Origin of the sequence: Gordonia araii NBRC 100433, assembly GCF_000241265.1 — a bacterium.
Taxonomy (GTDB): Bacteria; Actinomycetota; Actinomycetes; order Mycobacteriales; family Mycobacteriaceae; genus Gordonia; species Gordonia araii.
The window spans coordinates 1-17,794 of record NZ_BAEE01000008.1 but is presented as its reverse complement, the minus strand read 5'-3'; the positions used below and the strand labels follow the sequence as shown (position 1 = coordinate 17,794).

General features: G+C 67.4%; 20 protein-coding genes. 7 read left to right on the top strand and 13 right to left on the bottom strand.

Annotated elements, in window-relative coordinates; all coding sequences use genetic code 11:
* Positions 1-2: 2 nt before the first annotated feature.
* The 3 genes from GOARA_RS00940 to GOARA_RS00930 all read right to left on the bottom strand — a co-directional run bounded on the left by GOARA_RS00940 (position 3) and on the right by GOARA_RS00930 (position 3,090).
* Positions 3-1,676 carry an alpha/beta hydrolase gene (locus GOARA_RS00940; protein WP_007320400.1) on the bottom strand — a complete coding sequence of 558 codons (1,674 nt, stop codon included), beginning with the start codon at positions 1,674-1,676 and terminating at the stop codon, positions 3-5.
* 87 nt (positions 1,677-1,763) lie between these two features.
* A complete protein-coding gene (locus GOARA_RS00935; RefSeq protein ID WP_007320399.1) occupies positions 1,764-2,540 on the bottom strand; it encodes a MerR family transcriptional regulator in 777 nt (258 codons plus the stop codon).
* A 43-nt stretch (positions 2,541-2,583) separates the two neighbouring features.
* Positions 2,584-3,090 carry a hypothetical protein gene (locus GOARA_RS00930; protein WP_050947112.1) on the bottom strand — a complete coding sequence of 169 codons (507 nt, stop codon included), beginning with the start codon at positions 3,088-3,090 and terminating at the stop codon, positions 2,584-2,586.
* Positions 3,091-3,158: 68 nt separating this feature from the next.
* On the opposite strand from GOARA_RS00930, the gene tgt reads away from it, so the two are divergent.
* Positions 3,159-4,421 carry a tRNA guanosine(34) transglycosylase Tgt gene (tgt, locus tag GOARA_RS00925; protein WP_040521348.1) on the top strand — a complete coding sequence of 421 codons (1,263 nt, stop codon included), beginning with the start codon at positions 3,159-3,161 and terminating at the stop codon, positions 4,419-4,421.
* A 9-nt stretch (positions 4,422-4,430) separates the two neighbouring features.
* On the opposite strand, the gene gluQRS is transcribed toward tgt, so the two are convergent.
* Together gluQRS and GOARA_RS20710 are read right to left on the bottom strand one after the other, a co-directional pair.
* Positions 4,431-5,327, bottom strand: coding sequence for a tRNA glutamyl-Q(34) synthetase GluQRS (gluQRS, locus tag GOARA_RS00920; RefSeq protein WP_007320396.1), 897 nt, complete (start codon positions 5,325-5,327; stop codon positions 4,431-4,433).
* 14 nt (positions 5,328-5,341) lie between these two features.
* Positions 5,342-6,157: a hypothetical protein gene (locus tag GOARA_RS20710; RefSeq protein WP_007320395.1), complete on the bottom strand. Its 816-nt coding sequence runs from the start codon at positions 6,155-6,157 to the stop codon at positions 5,342-5,344.
* Between the two features lie 61 nt (positions 6,158-6,218).
* Here GOARA_RS20710 and GOARA_RS00910 point away from each other — a divergent pair, with 61 nt between their 5' ends.
* The 3 genes from GOARA_RS00910 to GOARA_RS00900 are packed head-to-tail and all read left to right on the top strand — an operon-like array spanning position 6,219 to position 9,523.
* Positions 6,219-7,271, top strand: a complete 1,053-nt coding sequence (locus GOARA_RS00910; RefSeq protein ID WP_040521346.1) for an ATP-dependent DNA ligase — start codon at positions 6,219-6,221, stop codon at positions 7,269-7,271.
* A complete protein-coding gene (locus GOARA_RS00905; protein WP_007320393.1) occupies positions 7,271-8,419 on the top strand; it encodes a DNA polymerase domain-containing protein in 1,149 nt (382 codons plus the stop codon). Before GOARA_RS00910 ends, GOARA_RS00905 begins: the two co-directional genes overlap by 1 nt.
* Before the next feature lie 33 nt (positions 8,420-8,452).
* The gene (locus tag GOARA_RS00900) at positions 8,453-9,523 is read left to right on the top strand and encodes an HtaA domain-containing protein (RefSeq protein WP_040521354.1); all 1,071 of its coding nucleotides are present in this window, start codon (positions 8,453-8,455) and stop codon (positions 9,521-9,523) included.
* 6 nt (positions 9,524-9,529) lie between these two features.
* On the opposite strand, the gene GOARA_RS00895 is transcribed toward GOARA_RS00900, so the two are convergent.
* The 8 genes from GOARA_RS00895 to GOARA_RS00865 form a co-directional block, all read right to left on the bottom strand.
* A complete protein-coding gene (locus GOARA_RS00895) occupies positions 9,530-10,288 on the bottom strand; it encodes an ABC transporter permease (RefSeq protein ID WP_007320391.1) in 759 nt (252 codons plus the stop codon).
* Positions 10,285-11,124 (bottom strand): ABC transporter permease, encoded by an 840-nt coding sequence (locus tag GOARA_RS00890; RefSeq protein ID WP_007320390.1) that lies wholly within the window; start codon positions 11,122-11,124, stop codon positions 10,285-10,287. Before GOARA_RS00890 ends, GOARA_RS00895 begins: the two co-directional genes overlap by 4 nt.
* Positions 11,121-11,294 carry a hypothetical protein gene (locus tag GOARA_RS20785; RefSeq protein WP_007320389.1) on the bottom strand — a complete coding sequence of 58 codons (174 nt, stop codon included), beginning with the start codon at positions 11,292-11,294 and terminating at the stop codon, positions 11,121-11,123. Before GOARA_RS20785 ends, GOARA_RS00890 begins: the two co-directional genes overlap by 4 nt.
* 107 nt (positions 11,295-11,401) lie before the next feature.
* On the bottom strand, positions 11,402-12,073 hold the full coding sequence (locus tag GOARA_RS00885; protein ID WP_007320388.1) for an ABC transporter ATP-binding protein: 672 nt from the start codon (positions 12,071-12,073) through the stop codon (positions 11,402-11,404).
* Positions 12,074-12,215: 142 nt separating this feature from the next.
* The gene (locus tag GOARA_RS00880; RefSeq protein WP_007320387.1) at positions 12,216-12,482 is read right to left on the bottom strand and encodes a hypothetical protein; all 267 of its coding nucleotides are present in this window, start codon (positions 12,480-12,482) and stop codon (positions 12,216-12,218) included.
* A gap of 105 nt (positions 12,483-12,587) precedes the next feature.
* Positions 12,588-13,013 carry a hypothetical protein gene (locus tag GOARA_RS00875; RefSeq protein ID WP_040521343.1) on the bottom strand — a complete coding sequence of 142 codons (426 nt, stop codon included), beginning with the start codon at positions 13,011-13,013 and terminating at the stop codon, positions 12,588-12,590.
* Positions 13,014-13,036: 23 nt separating this feature from the next.
* Positions 13,037-13,516, bottom strand: coding sequence for a hypothetical protein (locus GOARA_RS00870; RefSeq protein WP_007320385.1), 480 nt, complete (start codon positions 13,514-13,516; stop codon positions 13,037-13,039).
* Between the two features lie 116 nt (positions 13,517-13,632).
* Positions 13,633-14,073, bottom strand: a complete 441-nt coding sequence (locus tag GOARA_RS00865) for a hypothetical protein (RefSeq protein WP_007320384.1) — start codon at positions 14,071-14,073, stop codon at positions 13,633-13,635.
* A gap of 383 nt (positions 14,074-14,456) precedes the next feature.
* Between GOARA_RS00865 and GOARA_RS00860 the strand changes: the two genes are divergently transcribed.
* From GOARA_RS00860 to GOARA_RS00850, 3 genes are all read left to right on the top strand, one after another.
* Positions 14,457-15,833, top strand: coding sequence for an Eco57I restriction-modification methylase domain-containing protein (locus GOARA_RS00860; RefSeq protein WP_083834729.1), 1,377 nt, complete (start codon positions 14,457-14,459; stop codon positions 15,831-15,833).
* Positions 15,830-16,777 carry a BsuBI/PstI family type II restriction endonuclease gene (locus GOARA_RS00855; RefSeq protein WP_007320382.1) on the top strand — a complete coding sequence of 316 codons (948 nt, stop codon included), beginning with the start codon at positions 15,830-15,832 and terminating at the stop codon, positions 16,775-16,777. Before GOARA_RS00860 ends, GOARA_RS00855 begins: the two co-directional genes overlap by 4 nt.
* 17 nt (positions 16,778-16,794) lie before the next feature.
* A partial coding sequence (locus GOARA_RS00850) for a hypothetical protein (RefSeq protein WP_007320381.1) occupies positions 16,795-17,794 on the top strand: 1,000 nt, incomplete at its 3' end.

The window sequence follows — 17,794 nt, the reverse complement described above, 5'->3', positions numbered from 1 at the left end:
CCTCAGAAGTCCCGGTCGAGCAGCGGAAGCAGGCGCTCCGTTTTGGCCGGGGTCCAGCCCTCCGGCTGCAGGATCTTCGCCCACGCGAACGGGATGGCCCGCAGGTAGTGGTGGCCGTGACCGTCGGGAACGTTGACCGCGACGGCCATATCGGCCGAGACCTGCAGGAAGGAGACCACCGGGATCCAGCGGGTCACCGGCAGGACATCGCGGCCGCGCGGTTCCTTGAGCCAGTCGGGTTCGCGGAAGAGCAGGTTCGGGTTCCACCAGGTGATCGGGTCCGATGCGTGCTGGATGTAGACCACCCGGTTGCCCGGCCACGGCGCGTTGGGCCGATCGAGGTCGTTCTCGTCGGCGATGAAGCGAACCATCTGTCCGTTGTCGAAGACCGGCAGTACTTCGGGGGTGCCGGCGTCGCGATCGCGGGTGGTGTCGAGCCACAGCTGGTTGTTGAACGTCGGGCCGGTGAACAGCGCGCCGTCGGTGCGCGTGGCGATCGTCGGGATCGACCCGAACGGTGACTCGCCGGCGAAGCTGCCCAGCGATTCGCCGAAGACGACGAGCTTGGGCCGCTCGCCTTCTGGCAGGGCGCGGATTCGCGCGCTCACCGCCTCGAACAGCTGGATCCCGGCCTGGCGGGCCCGCTCCTTGTCGACGAGGAACGAGATCCAGCTCGGCAGGTACGAATACTGCATCGACACCAGGGCGGTGTCGCCGTTGTACATGTATTCCAGGGAGTCGATGTAGGCCTTGTTCAGCCAGCCGCTGCCCGTCGACGAGCCAACGGCCACGACCTTGCGCTGGAGGCCGCCGGTCCGTTCCAGTTCCCGCACCGCCGCGTCGGCGATCGCGCTCAGGTTAGGGGCGGAATCGAGGCCGGCGTACACGCGGATCGGTTCCTTGGCGGGGGCGCCGTTGAACTCCGTCAGTTTCTCGACCGTCGGACCCAGGGCGACGTTGCTGCGGCCCTCGCGGCCCAGCGAATCCCAGCTCACCGTCGAACCCGGCCCGCCCGAGCGCAAGGTGGAAGTCGGCGGCGTCGTATCGGCCTTCGTCTCGTTGTTGGCCGCGGCGAAGGAGCTGTTCAGGGCCCGCATCACGTTGTCGACGAGCACGCCGTTGACCAGCGTCACGGTGAGCGCGACGGCGATCGCGCCGCCGACGACCGTTGCGACGCGCGGCGGCACGAACCGGCGGAATACACCGACGACCCAGTGCACGCCGATGGCCCAGAACTTGCCGATGAACAGCAGCAGGCAGAAGACGATGGCGGCGACGCAGAGCACCTTGGGGATCGCGCTGTACCCGATCCGGTCGACTCCCATGAAGTCGCGGATGTCGTTCTGCCAGCGGACGTACCAGTAGAACATCAGCACGGCGTCGAAGACCGCGACGAAAGCCAGCGCCCACCACCAGAAACGCTGGGGACGTTGCCACGGCTCGTCGCGCGACACCATGAACCTAGCCAGCCAGGTGACGAAGACGCCGAGCGCGTAGCCGATCGCCGCCGCGCCGCCGGAGATGACGCCCTGGAAGAACCAGCCGCGCGGCAGCAGCGAGGGCGTGGCCGAGGCCAGCAGCAGGATCGTCGCGCCCACCAGACCGCTGAACGGCAGGGTGGTGAGCCGGTTGCGGATGCTCCAGTCTGCCTTGCGGGGCACCTGCGTGCTGGTCATGGCGATCCTTCCGGTTGGCCGGGCTCCCGGCGGATGCGTGAACGCGCTCCGCGACGGGAGACCCGGTCAACCTATCAAGACCGAGCGCTAATCGTCGTAGCCTGCGGCATTCGCGACGATGATGTCGTGAACCCACTGCGCCAGCCCGGGGGCGTGGTCGTCGTAGGTCTTCGTGAACCGCTCGTCAGCGACGTACATCTGGCCGAGGCAGACCTGCATCGAGTGGCTGCAGTCGTAGAACCGCGCGATGCTCGCGCGGTGACGCTCAGCCAGTTCGTTGGCGGTTTCGCTACCGGGAGCGACACCACCGGTCTTCGCCGAGGCGAGGTCGGCGAACAGGGCATCCTGCTCGTCCTTCACTGCCTGCCAGTCGGCCTTCGACATCTTCGCCGTGCGCTCTTTGCTCTGGCGCCACTGCTCGGTGTCGCCCCAGCGCTCCTGCGCCTCGGCGGCGTATCCCTCGTTGGGCCAGTCGTCGCCGAAGATCTCGGCTTGCTCGGCTGCGGTGAGGGAGACCCCGTTGTTCTTGCTCGTCATGAGTTCCTCCAATGCCGCGACCATCCGGTGCAAGCGATCGATCCGCTCGGCCAACAGCTTGCGCTGGTCTTCGAGCTGGGACAGCTCGTCGCCATCCGGATCGTCGAGCAGGGTCGCTATCTGCTCCAGGGAGAAGCCCACCTCGCGATACACCAGCACTCGGTGCAGGCGTTCGACGTCGGCGTCGGTGTAGAGCCGGTAACCCGACCAGGAACGCTCACTGGGCACGACAAGACCGATGTGGTCGTAGTGGTGCAGCGTGCGAACACTGACGCCGGTCAGGCCGGCGATCTCGCCCACCGTCTGGTGGTTGTTCTCCTCGCTCACGGTGACCAGCGTCGTGCCTGACGTCGCGTTAGGGTCAAGCGGCTTAATTGGGGATCTGGAACACGAAGATGTTGTTGCCCTTGGCGCAGGCGGCAAGGATGTTCTCGCCGTCCGACGGCCCGCAGGTCCAGCCCTGCACCGTCTGCTTCTGGCCGCTGGCGATCTTGGGTCCGTACTCGTCGGCCACCTTCTTGGCCGTCTCGCAGTTCACCTTGCCCTGGAACACGACGAGTTCGAGGGCGCCGTCGGGCCCGCGCGTCGGGCCGCATTTGGTGCCGGGGACGTCGGGGACGTGGCGGTCGGCGGGAATGGAGGCCGGAGGACCGATCTTCGACGGGTTGGGTCCGGGCACGACGGCCACCCCGTTGTCGTCGGAGGTGGCGGTGCGCTCCGACGGTGCCGCGGCCGAAGCGGCCGGGGAATCGGAACCCTGGCCGGTGGTCGTGGCGTCGTCACCGCCACCGCAAGCGAGCAGGCTCAGGCTCGCGGCGCCCGCGATCGCGGCGGTGCCGACCATGCGCGTGATCGATGTCTTCGTGGTTGCCAACATGGGATCCAGGGTAACGACGCGCGCCTTAAGTTTCGATGAATGTGCCGAATGGGCTGCTGCCTGCGACAATGCCGTGCGTGACTTCTACAGCGACGAGGTTCGCCGTCGGCACTCGGTTGGAATCAGGGTTGGGGCGGACCGGCGTGATCTCCACGCCGCACGGCGATATCGCAACGCCGGCATTCATTCCGGTGGGGACCAAGGCCACGGTGAAGACGGTGGTGCCCGAGGCCGTCGCCGAACTGGGCGCCCAGGCCGTCCTGGCCAATGCCTACCACCTCTACCTGCAGCCGGGGCCCGGCATCGTCGACGCCGCCGGCGGGCTCGGCAGGTTCATGAACTGGCCGGGGCCCACCTACACCGACAGCGGCGGCTTCCAGGTGATGTCGCTGGGCGTGGGGTTCAAGAAGGTCATCGAGATGTCGGCGGGCCACGCCCCCGACGACGAGAAGATCGCCGACGGCAAGGAGCGCCTGGCCGCGGTAGACGACGACGGCGTGACCTTCAAGTCGCACATCGACGGGACGACGCATCGGTTCACCCCGGAACTGTCGATGCAGATCCAGCACCAGCTGGGGGCGGACATCATCTTCGCGTTCGACGAGCTGACGACGCTGATGAACACTCGCGGCTATCAGGAGAGTTCGCTGGAGCGCACCCGGCTGTGGGCGATCCGGTGCCTTGCCGAGCACAACCGTCTGTCCGTGGAGCGCGGCCATCGTCCGCAGCAGTCGCTGTGGGCGGTCATCCAGGGTGCGCAATACGAGGATCTGCGGCGCAAGGCCTCGCGCGACCTTGCCGAGCTGGGCGCGCGCGACGAGGCGGCCGGCGGCAAGGGGTTCGGCGGCTTCGGAATCGGCGGGGCCCTCGAAAAGGACAACCTGGGGACCATCGTCGGGTGGGTGAACTCCGAGTTGCCCGAGGACAAGCCGAAACACCTGCTGGGGATCAGCGAGCCCGACGACATCTTCGTGGCGATCGAGAACGGGATCGACACATTCGACTGCGTCTCGCCGACGCGCGTCGCCCGCAACGGCGCGATCTACACCCGTCACGGCCGCGTCAACATCACCAACGCCCGGTTCCGCGACGACTTCGCCCCGCTCGACGCGGAGCTCACCAACTACACGTCGCAGTACTCGCGGGCCTATCTGCACCATCTGTTCAAGGCGAAGGAAGGGCTCGGGCCGACCCTCGCGACGCTGCACAACCTCTCGTTCGTCATCGAGATGGTCGACGGGGCCAGGCGGGCGATCGAAGACGGGTGCTACCGGGAATACCGCGACGATTTCCTCGGCCGCTACTACGACGGGGCTGCGACCGGCGGATAGCCGTCGGGGTCATACCCAGACCCACGGCTCGCGCGGAAGCACGGCGGGGTCGAAGCGGTCGAGCAACTGTGCCGCGGTGACCGACTCGGCTTCCGCGGCCAGGTTCAGCGACCGCGCCATCGCGTCCAGCACGTCCTGTGCTGAAACTCCTTGCGCGGCAAGGTCGGTCAGCGTCACCGCGCCGTCGCGCTTGGACAGGCGCTTCCCCTGTGCGTTCACGACCAGCGGAACGTGCCAATAGGCCGGCGGTTCATAGCCGAGCAGCGTCGCGAGGTACGCCTGGCGAGGAGCGGACGCCAGCAGGTCGTCGCCCCGGACCACCTGTTCGACGCCGGACTCGGCATCGTCGACGACGACGGCCAGGTTGTAGGCGGGGGTTCCGTCGCCGCGGCGCAGCACGAAGTCGTCGACCGTGCCGGAGTAAGAACCGTGGCGGCCGTCGTCGACGATGAACTCGTCGACATCGGTGCGCAGCCGGATGGCCGGCGGCCGCCCGGTTTCCCGGCGTCGCGCGAGCTCGTCGTCGGTGAGCCGCAAGCAGGTCCCCGGGTAGGCGCCCTCGGGTGCGTGCGGAGCCCGTGGCGCCTCCAGAATCTCGCGCCGAGTGCAGTAACAGTCGAAGGTCCGTCCGGCCGCCGTGAGGGAGTCGATGACCGCGTCGTAGCGGTCGCGGCGCGACGATTGGTAGAGCATCGGCGGATCCCAGTCCAGGCCGAGGTCGGCGAGGTCGGCGAGCTGGCGGGCGTCGGCGCCGTCGACCGTGCGGTCGTCGAGGTCCTCCATCCGCATCAGGAACCGGCGCCCGGTGCTGCGCGCGAACAGCCAGGCCAGAAGTGCCGTGCGCAGGTTGCCGACGTGCAGGTCGCCCGACGGGGAGGGCGCGTAACGCCCCGCATCGTCACCCACGGCCGCTGTCGCAGCTATCCGGTGAAACCGGCGAGCAGGGTCTGCAGCGGCTGGGCATCGGGGCTGGCGACGATCCGGCGGTCGTTTCTATCGAAGGAGGCGAGGAAGGGGCAGGAGTCGGCCGAACCGCTCACCTCGCCCAGGTCTTTGGCCTTGCGTCCCGTCTTCGCCTCGTACACCGCGACCTGGTACCGCGTCGAGAAGTAGTCCACCTGGACCTCGCTGCCCGACTGGGTGAATGTACAAGTCTGGGTCTTACTGCGGGCCTGCTTGAGTTCGGTGAGGCAGGCAACCGTGTTGAGCTGGCTCGGAGGCAGGTCGGAAGCCGAGCCGAGATGCAGCTTCCGCCACGTGTCGCGGCCGGAAAACGATCCGATGCCGGCGTGGCCGACGTCGCTGCTGCGGTGCACGAATGCCACGGGCCGATACGGAGCGCCGAATTCGGCGGCGTTCGATATCGAACCGCCCTGGCAGACCTCGTCGAATCCGCTGGCCGAGCTGGCCGTTGTCGGCGTCGGCGAGCGCCCGATGGTCACCAGCAAGGCCACCCCGGCGGCTGCGAGCGCGACGACTGCCACGAGGGCAACGACGATCAGCCCGGTATACGACTTCTTCGGCGGCTGCGGCACACCGGGAAACGGCGTCCCCGGTCCCCAGCCTGGAGGGGGCCCGCCGGGCATCCCCGGCTGGGGTGGGTACATACCCGGGTGCGGCACACCGGGCGCCGGCCCGCCGTAGGGCTGACCAGCGAACTGTTGCCCAGGGTGGCCGGGGTGCGGCGGCGGCCCCGGCTGCGGCGAGGCGGGCCGGTCGGGACGCTCTTCGGACATGCGCGCAAGGCTACACCGCAACCCGGTGCGCCCGTCGGACTGAGATGGAACGATGAACCATGTGGATCTCCCGGTAAACCCGCCCGTCGCCCCGATGCTCGCGAAAGCGGTCACGGCCGTTCCGCCGCAGCCGGACGGCGACGCGAAGTGGTTGTACGAACCCAAGTGGGATGGCTTTCGCGTCCTCGTCTTCCGGGACGGCGACGACGTCGAGATGGTGTCGCGCGGCGGCAAAGACCTGGCCCGTTACTTCCCCGAGGTCGTCGAGGCGGTGCGCGCCGAGTTGCCGGACAAGGTGGTTCTCGACGGTGAGATCGGTGTTCCCCGCGCCTTCGGCGACGTGAACCGCCTGGACTGGGATGCGCTGAGCCAGCGGATTCATCCCGCGAAATCGCGCATCGACATGCTCGCCGAGCAGACGCCGGCGATCGTCATCGGCTTCGACGCGCTGGCGCTGGGGTCATCCGACCTCATGCCCGAACCGTTCGACGTCCGTCGCGAGGCGTTGCTGAAAGCGGTCGCCGGGCACGCGGGCCGGGCGACGATCCGCGCGAGCCGCGTCACCTCCGATACCGACGTCGCGCTGCGCTGGTTCTCGGCATTCGAAGGGGCGGGACTCGACGGCATCGTCGCCAAGGATCGTTCCGGCCCCTATGTTCCCGGCAAGCGGGAGATGCTCAAGATCAAACACAAGCGGACCGCCGACTGTGTCGTCATCGGCTACCGCGTCCACAAGAGCGGCACCGGTGTCGGCTCGATGCTGCTGGGTCTCTATGGCGACGACGGGGACATCCGCATGGTCGGCGGATCCAGCGCGTTCAGCGACGCCAAGCGGATCGAACTCCAAGAACTTCTCGAACCCATGCGCCTCGACCCCGACAAGCCGCATCCCGGCGAACTTACCCGATGGCGCCAGGCGGGCACCGGCGAGTTCTACCCGGTCCGCCAGGAGCTGGTGGCCGAGTTCGCCTACGACCAGATGGAGAACGGGCGTTTCCGCCACACCGTGAAGTTCCTGCGCTGGCGTCCCGACCGCGAGCCGCAGAGCTGCCGCTACGACCAGCTCGAAGTCCCCCTCGAATACGACCTCTACGCGGTCCTGGAGGACGTGTGATGGCCTCTCCCGCAACCGAAGTCGACGTCGACGGCGTGGCCGTCCGACTCACCAGCCCGGACAAGATCGTCTTTCCCGAGGCTTCCGGAGGCGGTCGCAAACGCGACGTCTTCGACTACTACGTCTCGATGGCGGGCACCGCCGACGACCCGGGGCCGCTCCTGCGTGCCGTCTACCGCCGGCCCACCTTCCTGCAACGCTTTCCCGACGGGATCGAGGGCGACGAGGTCTATCAGAAGCACCTGCCGCGCAAGCGGCCCGACTACCTGCACGGCACGGTGATCGAGTTCCCGTCGAAGCGGACCGGGCACGCGCTGTGTCCGACCATCCCCGCCGACATCGCGTGGGCCGCGCAGATGGGAACGATCACCTTCCACTGCTGGCCGACTGTGGACGACACGATTCCGCTCGCTGGCGCTCCCGGAGGCGACGAGTCGAACCCGGCGACCGACGAGGGGAGTGCGCGGACCGAGCACCCCAACAACCACCCCGACCAGCTGCGCATCGACCTCGACCCGCCGCCGGGAAAGGATTTCGACGAGGTGCGGGCGGTCGCACTCGACGTCGTGAAACCCGTGCTCGACGAACTCGGCCTGCCCGGGTTCGTGAAGACGTCGGGCAGCCGCGGCATCCACGTGTTCATCCCGGTCAAGCCGCAGTGGGACTTCATCGCGACCCGTCGATCGGTGATCGCGCTGGGCCGTGAGATGGAGCGCCGCGCCCCCGACCGCATCACCATGTCGTGGTGGAAGGAGGAGCGCGGCGACCGCGTCTTCATCGACTACAACCAGAACGCCCGCGACCGCAGCATGGCATCGGCCTACTCGGTCCGGCGCAGCGCGAAAGGCAAGGTGTCGACTCCGCTGACCTGGACCGAACTCGTCGATGCCGATCCCGACGACCTCACCATGTCCACCGTCGCCGCACTCGTCGCCGACCGCGGCGATCCCTGGGCGGACATGGCCGCCGCCGCCGTGGGAATCGAGCCGCTGCTGGAGATGGTCGCGCGCGACGATGAACAGGGCCTCGGCGATCTGCCGTATCCGCCGAGCTTTCCCAAGATGCCCGGTGAGCCGCCGCGCGTGCAGCCGAGCCGCAAGGTGCCGGAGAACTGGGACCAATGGGGCAATCGTCGCACCCAGACCTAGGGGCGGCGCTCGTTCGGAGTTAGGGTGACCTTCATGAGGCGCCTCATCGGGATTTTCGTTGCCACTACCGCTGCCGCGGCGGTGATCGCACCGGCGACCGCTCCGACCGCTGTCGCCGCGCCGTCACGAGCCTCGATCAGCGTCTATCTCGCCGACGGCAAGACTCCGGTCGGCTCGACGCTGCTGCATCCGGGCGACAAGCTCGTCGTGAAGGGGCGCGGCTTCGATCCGAATGCCAACACCGCCGGCTTCCCGCTTCCCGTGCCACCGGGTGTTCCCCACGGCACGTTCATCGCCTTCGGCGCTTTCGCGCCGCACTGGCGACCGTCGGCCGGTGCGCCCGAATCCGCCAGAGCGACCGCCCGCAGCGGCGTGCAGTGGGCGATGTCGCGCGGCGCGCTGCTGCGCGTCCCGACGGCGCCGTTCGACTTCTGCCGCACCATCCGTCAGCAGTGGGTGCCGCTCCGCGGCGACGGGACCTTCACCGCCGCGTTGACGCTGGCGACGCCGAAGTCGATCCCGGCCAACGCGCGCTGGGGCGTCTACACCTACGGTGCCGCCGGTGCCGACAACGCCGCACATGAACTGCGGCATCCGCTGCGCTACAGCACCGCGCCCGGAGCCAATACGCCCGCGCCGCCGGCGCGCAACCTGGTGTGGGCCTACTCGCCGTCGTTCTACCGGACGGTTGCCGGGACGACGCAGGGCAGCGTGACCGGCAGCGACGGGGCGTCGGTCGACGAAGCCGGGCGCATGTCGTTCGAGCTGCGGGACGGAACCCTGCGCAACGGCAACGGCACACTGCGGTTCCGCGGGACGGTGGTGGCCTCGACTCGGTTCCACCTCTGCGAGGTCGCTCTCGTCGACCCGGTGTTGCGCGTCCAGAACGGTCGCGGCGTGCTGAGCATGCGGACGTCGACGACGAACATGAACGGCACCGATGCGACTCGTCGTATTGACATCGCCGACGTCGACCTGCGCGGAGCGGGGTCCGACGGCAAGCGCGGTGCCCGCGTCACGTTCCGGCCGGGAATCTCCCCGCAGGTGCTGGCACTCCTGTCGAACGGGCCGGCCGCACCGCTGGATCTACGGCTCGCCCGCTAACGGACGTCAGCGGGCGCGACGGTAGGCGCGGGTCGCGAGAACACCGAAGACCAGGGTCAAGCCCACCGCCCAGATCAGGCTCACCACGGCATCCGAGCCGAACACCGGCTCGCCGGCGGTCGTCGCGCTGCGCATAGCACCGGCGATGTGGGAGATCGGATTGGCCGCCGCGATGGGCTGAGCCCAGCCGGGCAGATCCTCGCGCTGGACGAAACCGGTCGAGAAGAAGGTCATCAGCAGCAGCACCGCGTTCAGCGAGCTGACCGCGCTTTCGGCCGACTCCGCCATCATCGCCACCGCCACCATGAACCATGCGACGCCGAAACCGACGATGAGGGGCAGCGCGAAATAGACGACCGCGCCGAGGAATCCGTTCTCGAACCGGAAGCCGAGTGCGAACGCGACAGCGGTGATGATCGCGAGCGTCACGGCGTTGCGGGCGACGTCGGCGACGATCCGTCCGGCCAGCGGTGCGACGGGAGACATCGGCAAGGTGCGCAGCCGATCGTCGAACCCGGAGGTGCGGTCTTGGTGTGCGGCCATCGCGGTGGAGAGCGAGCCGAACAGCACGCCCATCGTCGCGAACACCGGTGCGGAGTACTGGACGTAGTCGGCGAGGCTCGCCAGCGGCATGACCATCTTGCCGAAGGAGACCGACATGAGCAGCAGAAGGATCGTCGGCATCAACGCGGCGGTGGCCACGGTCATCGGCGACCGCGCCATCAACACCAGACCGCGCCGGGTCATCACAGCGATGTCGTTCATGCGGTCCTCCCGAAGACCCGCGGGGCCAGTGCCCCGAACACGGCGATCAGCCCGGCGCACCAGGCGAGGGCGATGAGCACGGCGTGGGTGGTGTTCACCGGTGCCCCCGTGTTCTCCGCCAGGGTGGTGGCGTCGGTGGTGACGGCGCGCAGCGCCTGCGTGATCCGCGACAGCGGCTGGTTCTCCACGATGGGCTGCAGCCAGTCGGGGTAGGCGCGCTTGGGCACGAACAAGGTCGAGACGAGCAGCAGCGGGAAGTAGAACAACCCGCCGAGCGCCTGCGCGGGTTCCGGATCGGCCGTGGCATAGCCGAGCACCAGGTACGGGAGGATGATCGCCACCGAAGCCGCGATGATCAGGCCGATCATCGCGAGCACCCCGAACAGGCCGGTATCGATGCGGAAGCCGAAGGCATAGCCGATGCCGACGAGGATCGCCGAACCGACGAGGCCGCGCGTCGTCTCGCCGACGATGAGGGAGGCGACCGGTGCCGACCGTGCGATGGGCATGGCCCGCAGCCGCGACACCATGCCCGACGAGGCGTCTTCGGCCGCCCATACCGAGCCGGACATCGCCGAGAAGAACACGGCCTGCATGATGATCGCCGGAACCAGGTACTGGGCGAAGTCCATGCCCTGCCGGTCCATGATGCGCCCGAAGATGGTCAGGAACAGCAGTGCGAACATCACCGGCAGCATGATCGCGCCGATGATCGACGCCGGCCGCCGCGCCATCAGCGTCAGGTGCCGACGGGCCAGCAGTAAGCTGTCGGCGACGGGGGAGGGGCGGGGCGTGGATGTCTGCGTCGGGGCGGGAGATTCGACCGCTGTGCTCATGCGGTCGCCTCGACGGTCTCGTTCTCGTCGGACTCGGCCGCCTGGCCGGTCAGCGCGAGGAAGACGTCGTCGAGCGTCGGGTGGCGCAGGCCGATGTCGTCGGGCACGATCCCGTGCTCGTCGAACACCCGGACGACGGCGAAGAGTGTTGACGGCCCCTCGCTGGGCACGGTGATCTCCGAGCCGTGCTCGCTGACCGACCACCGCGCGCCGAGAGCTTCGATGGCACGCGCCCGCTGGTCGTCGTCGACGGTGAGATGGCAGACCGCGCCGCCGATCAGCTTCTTGAGTTCGGCGGGGGTGCCTTCGGCGATGCGGTGCCGTGGTCGATGACGATAATGCGGTCGGCGAGCTGGTCGGCCTCTTCGAGGTACTGGGTGGTGAGGAAGACGGTGATGCCTTCGTCGCGCAGGCGCCGGACCACCTCCCACAGCATCGTCCGGCTGCGGGGGTCGAGGCCGGTCGTTGGTTCGTCAAGGAACAGGACGCGAGGGTTGCCGATCATCGAGGCGGCCAAGTCGAGGCGGCGGCGCATACCGCCGGAGAAGGTGGCCGTGCGACGGTCGGCGGCCTCGGTGAGGCCGAAGTCGGCGAGGAGTTCGTCCGCGCGCGCCGCCGCGGCGGACTTGCCCAGCTTGAACAGCCGGCCGAACAGCACGAGGTTCTCGCGAGCGGTGAGATTCGCGTCGAGCGCGGCGAACTGGCCGGTGAGCCCGATCAGCGGGCGCACCGCTGCGGGGTCGGCGAGGACGTCGACGTCGGCGACGCGGACGGTCCCCTCGTCGGGGCGCATCAGCGTGGTGAGAATGTTGATCGTCGTCGTCTTACCTGCTCCGTTGGGGCCCAGGACGCCGAGGATCTCGCCCTCGTCGACGGTCAGGCTCAGGCCGCGGAGAGCCTGGACTTCGCCGAACGACTTCGTCAGATCGCGTGCTTCAACAATGGCCACGTGTGCGCCCCCAACCGGTATCGCCTGTCTACTTGCTTAGGTAAGGCTAACTGGATACGGGGGCAAGTCAAACGTGCCGTGGCCGAAGCCACATGCCCGGCCCCACCGGACGGGAGGGCCGGGCATGTCGGACGATCGGCGGCTAGTACAGCCGGGGCTGACCGCAGTTCGCCGGGAACACCCACGCCGTGCTGTGGGCCGGGACGAAAGCGATCGACGGGTACTGCAGACCGTTCGGGCAGGTGTAGGTGCCGTGGCCGATGCCCGGAGTGTCTCCGCGGTTGACGCACATCGCTCCGGTGCAGTGGATCTGCGGTGCGGCGTTGGCCACCGCGGCGGGAGCGAGAGCGATTGCGGTGGCGCCCATCGCGGCGGCCGCGACGGCACTGAAACGGCGTAGCTGTGACATAAGGTATTCCCCCTTGTGGATGAGTCTGTCTAATGTGACAGTCAGAATACCTTATTCATATAGACAAATTCCAGTCAAGGCTCGATGCCAGCGCGAGCCAGCGATCTAGCGCCGAGTGTTGGGAATGCGAATCTCTCCGGCCCGATGCGCCAGCAGATGACCGTGCATCCGGCAGGTGACCTTCACCGGGTAGATGCCGGGCGCGTGCCGCACCGACCGCGCTTTCGCGGTGGTTCCTAGCTCGTACCTCTCATAGGCGGGCTGCCACGACCGCACGCCCAGCGAACCGAACAGGGGATCGCCGAGGTAGGCCTCGAAGAAACAGACCTTCTCGCCGCGGGGCAGATCGGTCACCTTGAACGCCAGGCGGAAGTCCTCGGACCAGAAGTGGACCCGCGGCTTCGTGGGCGGGATGGGATAGGCCGGCGGCGGGATCGGGCGCGGCGCCGCCTGAGCGGGCGCGGCCTGCAGGGCGGTGGCCAGCACGCCGAAAGCGACGGCGGTGGACGCCAAGGTGGCGGTGAGTTTCATCGTAAGGTTCCCCCCCAAGTGGGTCAGCGGGCCGGTGGGCGTTGCCCCGGACGATCGTTCTGCGGCCCGAACGGCGGTGCGACCGGCGGCGCCACCTGAGGGCGGACGGTCACCCGGATCATGCCTTCGCGGTCGGCGACGATCCGCCGTGTGCCGCCCATGTTCGGCCCGAGGCAGAACAGCCGGACGTGATAGTTGCCAGCGCGGACCGGCCGCGACGTCACGCGCACGGTGCGTTGCGTGGAGCGGCGCTCGGCGACGGGCATCATGCCGCCGCCCCCGAGCGATCCGGTCGCGGGGCCCCGGTTGCGGACACCGCGGTAGAGACTGCACGTCTTGGTGCCCCACGGGAGGTTCGTGGCCGTGGCGACGAGCCGATGACCGTCGACCGCGAACGACACGCGGCCCTGCGGCTGTGCGCTCGCTGCCGGGGCGGCGATCAGGCCGATACCAGTGGCCGCTGCCACGGTGGAAACGGCGAGCGCGGAAAAGGCCTTCTTCATGAGAACTCCCTCCAGGCGGTGCGATGACGCCTTGAAGTTACCCCACGGAGGACCGCTTTTCTGGCGCCCTGAGGAAAAGGCTTAAGTGCAGGTCACCCACGCGGGGTGAATCGTCATCACGCCGCTCGGCCGGTGGCCGGAGGCCGCGGCCGATGATGTTGCGGCGCCCTGGTCACGCGAATCCATTCCTCGTTGACCGCGACGATGTCGTACATGCCGCTCTTGCGATTCTTGATGAAGCAGGACATGCGCAAGAGGTACCGGCCGGGAGGGACCGGGCGCGAGGTGATGGTGACCTTGTCGCGGCGCGTCAACCGGTTGCCGACGACGATCATGTCGTTGCCGAACGAGCCGATGATGGGGCCGGGGTCGGGATTGCTGCGGTTGAATCCGCACGATTTCCTGCCCTCGGGCAGACCCGTCGCCGTGCCGACCAGACGGTGACCGTCGACGGCGAATTGGACGGTCGGCCGCGGCGCGGCCTCGGCTGGGGTGGCGATGAACGCCATGCCGGTCACCGCGGCGACGGCGGCGATTGCAGAGACGATCTTGCGCATGTGGTCGCACCTCTCGGACGGTCCTGGTGAGTCCTGAAGCTACCCCATCGACGATCGCGAAACGGCGAAAGCCCGGCCGTCGGCCGGGCTTTCGTGCGATGACCTGGGCCATCGTGCTGCGGAGGATAGGGGATTCGAATCCGACTCGCTCTAATTCCTGAGAAGAACCTGGGCCGGTGACCCGTCACGTCCCCCTTGTCGGTTGGGCCGTCGTCGCCTTACCGGGCGCCGTCGCAGGTGCGGGCTATCGTGAACCCGTGAGCCAACCCCCAGCACTTCTCGACCGCGTTGAGGCCCGACGGCTGGAAATTCAGTCGCGACTGGACCCGGAGACGCAGGCCCGCTTGGGTCAGCATCTGACTAACGCGCCCACTGCCGAATTTATGGCTGGGCTGCTCCGGATCCCATTGACCGGCACGTTCCGTTTGCTCGATCCGGGCGCAGGCTCCGGTGCGCTGACCGCCGCCGTGGTGGCGCGAGTCCTCAGCGAGACTCCCGGTGTCTCGCTCGACGTGACGGTGGTCGAGGCCGATCCGTCTATGCTTTCCGCGCTCCGCGAGACGATTGCCGAGTGCGAACGTGCCGCCGTAAACGCAGGAGTCGAGATCACCGCAACCCTGGTCGAGGGGAGCTTTGTCGACGCCGCTCAGGGGCTTGCTCCTTTCGACGCCGTGATCCAGAACCCGCCGTACGGGAAGCTCCCCGCAAAGGCTCCGGACCGTCTTGCCACCGCCCGGCAGGCCGTGGACTGCCCCAACATCTATGCCGCTTTCGTCGCCCTGTCGGTTTCGGCGCTGCGCCCCGCCGGGCAACTCGTGGCGATCACGCCGAGGTCGTTCACCAACGGCACGTACTTCGCCAAGTTCCGTCAGTGGCTGCTGCCGCAGACTGCGTTCGACACCATTCACATCTTCGATGCCCGCGACTCGGTGTTTGCCGACTCTGGCGTGCTGCAAGAGACGATTATCTACTCGATGACCCGGACCGACCAGACCCCGGCGACCGCAACCCTCTCGGTCTCACGTGACCATCGCGACGAGGTCACCCGGCGGGAGGTCGACTACTCCGAGATCATCCACCCCGGCGACCGGCAACTCTACGTCCGCATCCCGTCTAGCCCGGAGGACGCCGACCTCGTAGCGCAGATGTCGGCACTACCCTGTTCTCTCGCCGACCTCGGGATAAGGGTCAGCACCGGGCGTGTGGTCGACTTCCGCAGCCGAGACCAACTGCTCGCCGAGCCGTACGACGAGCACTACCCGATGGTCTACCCCGCCAACATCTCTCACGGTGTCCTCACGCACCCCTCGGAGACAGGCAAGCCGCAATGGTTCTCGATCACGTGCTCCGACGACCGGCGGTGGCTGGTGCCCGAGGGCATCTACACGCTCGTGAAGCGGTTCTCCTCCAAGGAGGAGACACGTCGCCTGGTCGCGAGTGTGTGGAGTCCCGCCGAACAGGGCGAGGGGCCGGTCGCGTTCGATAACAAGCTCAACTACTTCCACGTCAACGGCAAGGGTCTCGACGCTGACCTCGCGATGGGTCTGGCAGTCTGGCTCAACTCTGAGTCGGTGGACCGCTACTTTCGGACCTTCTCCGGCCACACCCAGGTGAACGCGACCGACCTGCGTGGTATGCGCTGGCCGACGCCAACGACGCTGCGGAACCTGGCGACGGGACGCACCGAACTCCCCGACACCGAGACAATCGACAGGCTCGTGGCTGCCGTGATCACTTCGGGGCAGGAGACCGCAGCATGAGCGCAATCGACCTCCGGATCGAGGAAGCGCGAGACCTGCTGCGCTCTTTCGGATTCGACAAGGGGCGATACAACGAGCGTGCCGCACGCGTGCTCCTCGCGCTGCTAGGAATGACCCCCGACGATAGGTGGTCCGATGCCCGACAGGACGCGCTGCCGACTGTCGAGATCATGGAGCGCATCCGGCAGCACTGGGGCATGGACTACAAGCCGAATACGAGGGAGACGATTCGCAGGCAGACGCTTCACCAGTTCGTACAGGCCGGGTTCGCGGTCCTCAACGCTGACGATCCGGCACGTCCCGTCAACTCGAAGGACAACAACTACCGGATCAGCGCCGAAGCGTTGGCCGTGATCCGGCTCTACGGCACCGACCGCTTCGTACTCGAACTCACCGAGTACATGGTCAAGCAGCCGGGGCTGGTTGAGATGTTCGCCGCCGCACGGAATATGGAGCGCATCCCGGTCACCCTCCCAGATGGAACACTGCTGACCCTCAGCCCCGGAGGCCAGAACCCACTGATCGCCGCGATGATCACCGACTTCTGCTCCCAGTACGTCCCCGGCGGTGAGGTGCTCTACGTCGGTGACGCCGACGCGAAACTGGCACACTTCGCCGAGGGCCGCCTCGCCGAGCTGGGTGTCACGGTGGATCACCACGGAAAGCTCCCCGACCTCGTGGTCTACCAGCCGAGCCAGAACTGGCTTTTCCTCATGGAGGCCGCCAGTACACATGGTCCGGTCGACGGTAAGAGGCATCACGAGCTGGCCGAGCTGTTCGCTGGGTGCTCCGCTGGGCTGGTCTACGTCTCATGCTTCCCGGACCGGGCCACCATGCGAAAGTTTCTTGCTGACCTCGCGTGGGAAACCGAGGTCTGGCTGGCCGACGATCCTAGCCACATGATTCACCTCAACGGAGAGCGTTTCCTGGGGCCCTACGAGTGACTGAATCGGAGCGGACGATGAAGCTCGATCGGAGCCAGGCGGCGATCTATTCCGCCTCGGGCATAGTCGCGGTGTTGGCCGTGGTCCTGATCGTTGTCGCGATCCGCTCTGACAATGGGGCGGTTTGGGCTTCGCCACTTATCGCGCTGTGTGCGCTGGCCGTGGCTCTAGGTGCTCAGCGGCACTCGGCCCGGTCAGCCGATGCCGCGACCCGAAGTGCGGCACTTGCGGAGGAGCAAGAACGCAATCGTCGGTACGGCTGGGTCATCACGTTGCGCCCCGATGGAGCGACCTACGAGCTGCGGAATGTCGGCACCGCTTCGGCGACGAATGTTCTTCTCGCGGGCGAGTTCACTCGGATCGCGTTCATCGGCAGATCTCGCACCGATGACGAAGAGGCCAACACCGTAAACATCGCGGCTGGCGAAGCCCGGGCGTTCCACGCAGTCGCTTCATGGGGCGATTCCGGGCACGAGGTGACGATCACTTGGAAACCCCACGGCGAGACCGAACGCACCTGGGTCGATGTAGTCCCCACGCCGCCAAACACGCTCGCGGAGATACGTCGCGAACGCGATGACCAGCGAGTTCGTGAAGAACAACGACGACACGAGGACGCACGCGATATTCGCGAGCTGATCCTCCGTCTCGGTGACGCATACGCAGACTGGAAGGCCGATCAGGGCAACCCCGCCAAAAAGCTCAAAGTCCAACTTCTCGTCGCGGCGCTTCCGCCCTCGTTTGGCCGCGAGATCGGGTACCAGGTCGATGTGGCACGTGATGTCTGGGGGTCCTCGGAGCTTCCGTTCACTGGTCATGTCCGCGAGGAGGATCAGGAGTTGATCGTGGGTCTGGAAGCAGAGATCGAACTGATGTGGAACATGCGGACAGTTGCTGGTTACCGCGTGTACGGCCCAGATGGAACAGAAGGCCCGGATACCGAACCTCGAATCTGGTGGGCGTTGACGGGTTACGCCGACCGCGTGCGTGAACGGGAGTCTGGTGAGCGGAAACTCG

Bases quoted from the DNA above. Each gene is read 5' to 3' on its own strand.
- GOARA_RS00870 (WP_007320385.1), bottom strand. From the start codon at position 13,516: ATGAAGAAGGCCTTTTCCGCGCTCGCCGTTTCCACCGTGGCAGCGGCC.
- GOARA_RS00875 (WP_040521343.1), bottom strand. From the start codon at position 13,013: ATGAAACTCACCGCCACCTTGGCGTCCACCGCCGTCGCTTTCGGCGTG.
- GOARA_RS00855 (WP_007320382.1), top strand. From the start codon at position 15,830: ATGAGCGCAATCGACCTCCGGATCGAGGAAGCGCGAGACCTGCTGCGC.
- GOARA_RS00905 (WP_007320393.1), top strand. From the start codon at position 7,271: ATGGCCTCTCCCGCAACCGAAGTCGACGTCGACGGCGTGGCCGTCCGA.
- GOARA_RS00860 (WP_083834729.1), top strand. From the start codon at position 14,457: ATGGCTGGGCTGCTCCGGATCCCATTGACCGGCACGTTCCGTTTGCTC.
- tgt (WP_040521348.1), top strand. From the start codon at position 3,159: ATGCCGTGCGTGACTTCTACAGCGACGAGGTTCGCCGTCGGCACTCGG.
- GOARA_RS00900 (WP_040521354.1), top strand. From the start codon at position 8,453: ATGAGGCGCCTCATCGGGATTTTCGTTGCCACTACCGCTGCCGCGGCG.
- GOARA_RS00890 (WP_007320390.1), bottom strand. From the start codon at position 11,124: ATGAGCACAGCGGTCGAATCTCCCGCCCCGACGCAGACATCCACGCCC.
- GOARA_RS00930 (WP_050947112.1), bottom strand. From the start codon at position 3,090: ATGTTGGCAACCACGAAGACATCGATCACGCGCATGGTCGGCACCGCC.
- GOARA_RS00940 (WP_007320400.1), bottom strand. From the start codon at position 1,676: ATGACCAGCACGCAGGTGCCCCGCAAGGCAGACTGGAGCATCCGCAAC.
- GOARA_RS00865 (WP_007320384.1), bottom strand. From the start codon at position 14,073: ATGCGCAAGATCGTCTCTGCAATCGCCGCCGTCGCCGCGGTGACCGGC.
- GOARA_RS00880 (WP_007320387.1), bottom strand. From the start codon at position 12,482: ATGTCACAGCTACGCCGTTTCAGTGCCGTCGCGGCCGCCGCGATGGGC.
- GOARA_RS20710 (WP_007320395.1), bottom strand. From the start codon at position 6,157: ATGTCCGAAGAGCGTCCCGACCGGCCCGCCTCGCCGCAGCCGGGGCCG.
- GOARA_RS00895 (WP_007320391.1), bottom strand. From the start codon at position 10,288: ATGAACGACATCGCTGTGATGACCCGGCGCGGTCTGGTGTTGATGGCG.